This window comes from Qipengyuania sp., assembly GCF_043423005.1.
In the GTDB taxonomy this organism is placed as follows: domain Bacteria; phylum Pseudomonadota; class Alphaproteobacteria; order Sphingomonadales; family Sphingomonadaceae; genus Qipengyuania.
Map to the genome: position 1 here is coordinate 1 of NZ_JBHWMI010000074.1, position 2858 is coordinate 2858.

4 protein-coding genes are annotated in these 2858 nt (G+C 67.0%); 1 reads left to right on the top strand and 3 read right to left on the bottom strand.

Features of this window, described 5'->3' with window-relative positions:
* Window positions 1-497: hypothetical protein (locus tag ACHFFA_RS10750; RefSeq protein WP_394270839.1), on the top strand; the 497-nt coding region annotated here is incomplete at its 5' end.
* On the opposite strand, the gene ACHFFA_RS10755 is transcribed toward ACHFFA_RS10750, so the two are convergent.
* From ACHFFA_RS10755 to ACHFFA_RS10765, 3 genes are all read right to left on the bottom strand, one after another.
* Entirely contained in the window at window positions 482-1069 is a 588-nt protein-coding gene (locus ACHFFA_RS10755; RefSeq protein WP_394270840.1) for a ferric reductase-like transmembrane domain-containing protein, read from the bottom strand. The two genes, ACHFFA_RS10750 and ACHFFA_RS10755, sit on opposite strands and share 16 nt — an antisense overlap.
* Before the next feature lie 5 nt (window positions 1070-1074).
* Entirely contained in the window at window positions 1075-2274 is a 1200-nt protein-coding gene (locus ACHFFA_RS10760; protein ID WP_394270842.1) for an ABC transporter permease, read from the bottom strand.
* Window positions 2275-2282: 8 nt separating this feature from the next.
* On the bottom strand, window positions 2283-2858 hold a 576-nt coding region (locus tag ACHFFA_RS10765; protein ID WP_394270841.1), incomplete at its 5' end, for an ABC transporter ATP-binding protein.

Genomic DNA, 2858 nt, shown 5'->3' on the forward strand with positions numbered 1-2858 from the left:
ATGTCATCATCGCCTCGCTGACCCTCACCGCCTGTGGGGGGGAAACCGCCCCGGCCGAGGATACGGCGACCGCTGCCGCGGCAACGCCCGCCGCCACCGTCGCGGCCGAAGCGACGCCCGCCGCGGCCTCGGCCGTGCTGAATGCCAACGAGGCCACGGCAGAGCAGCTGGCCGGCATCACCGGCATGACACCGGCCCTCGTCGAGGCGGTGGTGGCCGCGCGGCCCTATGCCAATGCCAGTGCCTTCAACGCCAAGCTCACTGAAACCCTCACCCCCGAACAGGCCGCCACTGTGCGCGAAAAGGTGTTCGTCCCGATCGACCTCAACAGCGCGAGCGAGGCCGACATCAAGCTCATCCCCGGCATGACCGACAAGATGGTCCACGAATTCCTCGAATATCGCCCGTACGAGAACATGGCCGAGTTCGACCGCGAGATCGGCAAGTATGTCGACGAGGCGGAAGTGGCGCGGCTGCGCAGCTACGTCACCCTCTGACGTCGCTGTAGTATCACGCGGGCCAGTTCGATCGCGGCCAGCGCGGCGGCATGGGCCCAGGCGCTGGCCGGATCGAACGCGGTCAGCACCCAATGCACGAAGGTCAGGATGGCGGCGGGATAGACCAGCCGGTGCAACCGTCGCCATCCGCGCCGCAACCATCGGACCGAGGCATCGTTCGAGGTGATCGCAAGCGGCACGAACAGCGCCAGCGTCACCCATCCGGCGAGGATTTCCGGCTGCGGCACCTGCGCCGCGATCCGGGCCAGCGTGCCCTGATCCCACAGGTAGATCGCTGTATGGAGCGCAGCATAGGCGAAGCTGGCAACGCCGAGATCGCGCCGCCGGCGGGCGAGCGCGGCGACCAGCGGGCCGGGGCCCGCCATCAGGCGCAGCGGGGTTATCGCCATCGTCGCCATCAGCAGCCAGACCGACCACAGCCCGCTGTCACCGATGGCATGGCCGAAGCCGTATTCGTCAGGCGTCATCACCCAGCGCCAGGCGTTCCACAGGGCGGGGAGGGCCAGCACCAGCCATAGCAGCGGCCGGTTCCGCAACAGGGCATAAAGCATCGCGGCTATTCGTGCCGCAGTGCATCGATCGGGTCCAGCCGCGATGCCCGGGCGGCGGGATAATAGCCGAACGCGATCCCCATCAGCGCGGAGAAGAGGAAGCTGAGGATGTTGATCAGCGGATCGAAGACGAAGGGCACGTCGATCACGCCGGCCAGCAGCCATGAGAAGAGGAAGGCCAGCGCGATGCCGACCAGCCCGCCGAAACAGCACAGCACCACTGCCTCGGTGAGGAATTGCAGCCGCACCTCCTTGGCCAGTGCGCCGATGGCGAGGCGAATCCCGATCTCGCGGGTGCGTTCGGTGACCGAGACGAGCATGATGTTCATGATCCCGATCCCGCCGACCAGCAGGCTGATCCCGGCGATCACCGCCACCATCGCGGTCAGCGCCCCGGTCGCCGCGCCGACCGCCTGATTGACCTGAGCGGTGTCGATGATGTCGAAGTCATTGTCTGCGCCCGCTTGCAGCAACCGGCGCTCGCGCAAGAGGTCGATCAGAGATTGCTGGATCGACGCGCTGGAATAGGCGGAATCGTATTTGACCACGAAATACTGGATGTCGTCATTGCCGAGAAAGCGCCGCTGCACCGTCTTCAGCGGCATCATCACGGTGTTGTCCTGATCCTGGTTGGGGCCGCCGCCCTGGCCCCGTTCGGCGAGGACCGCGATGACCGTGCATGACACGTTGCCGACCCGCATCGTCTCGCCCAGCGGGCTGGCGCCGGGGACAAAGAGGACCTCGCGCACCTTGGAGCCGAGCATGCAGACATTGCGGCCCGACGCTTCCTCCTCGGTGGTGAAGGCCCGCCCCTGATCGATCTCGATCGACTGCGCTTCGAGGAACTCGTTGCTGACGCCTTGGACGCTCGTGGACCAGTCGGCCCCGTTGGCAAAGGCGAGCGCGCTCGCCGAAACGCTGCCGGCGACGTGGATCACCCCGGCGATCTGGTTGCGCACGGCGGCGACGTCGTCCTCCCGGAACGAACGCGGCGCCTGCCGGTCGCCCGCCGTCGGGAATACGATGTAGACGTTGGAGCCCAGCGAGCTGATCTGGTCCTGCACCGATGCGGTCACCCCGCGGCCCAGCGTCACCATGGTAATGACCGCCGCGACCCCGATGATGATGCCGAGCGTCGTCAGGAAGCTGCGCAGCAGGTGCCGGCGGATCTCGCGGAAGGAGAGCAGCAGGGTGGCGCCGAACATGGTGAACATCAGGCCGGCTCCGCCTTCGTGGCACGGGGGCGGTCCGCCCGCCGGCCGCGTTCGACCTGTTCGACCAGCCCGTCGCGGAACCGCACGATGGTGCGGGCATAGGCGGCCATTTCCTCTTCGTGGGTGACCATCAGGATGGTGATCCCCTGGCAATTGAGGTCGGTCAGCAGTTCCATGATCTCGAGACTGCGTTCGGTGTCGAGATTGCCGGTCGGCTCGTCCGCCAACAGCACCGCGGGGTCCGTCACCAGTGCCCGGGCTATTGCGACGCGCTGCTGCTGGCCGCCGGAAAGCGTCGCCGGCCAGGCATCCGCCTTGTGCGCCATGCCGACCTTCTCCAGGAGCTCGAGGGCGCGGGCGCGCGCCTTGTCGGCCGGCCATTTCAGGACGGTGACGAGGCCTTCCATCACGTTGGCGATCGCCGTCTGGTGCGGGAAGAGCTGGAAGTTCTGGAAGACCATGCCGGTCTGGCGGCGCAGCTTCTGGATGGCCGGCCAGCCGACCTTGCGGCCGGGTGCGAAATCGATCTTCTCGTCGCCGAGCCGGATTGAGCCGGAAGTCGGCGTTTCCACTTT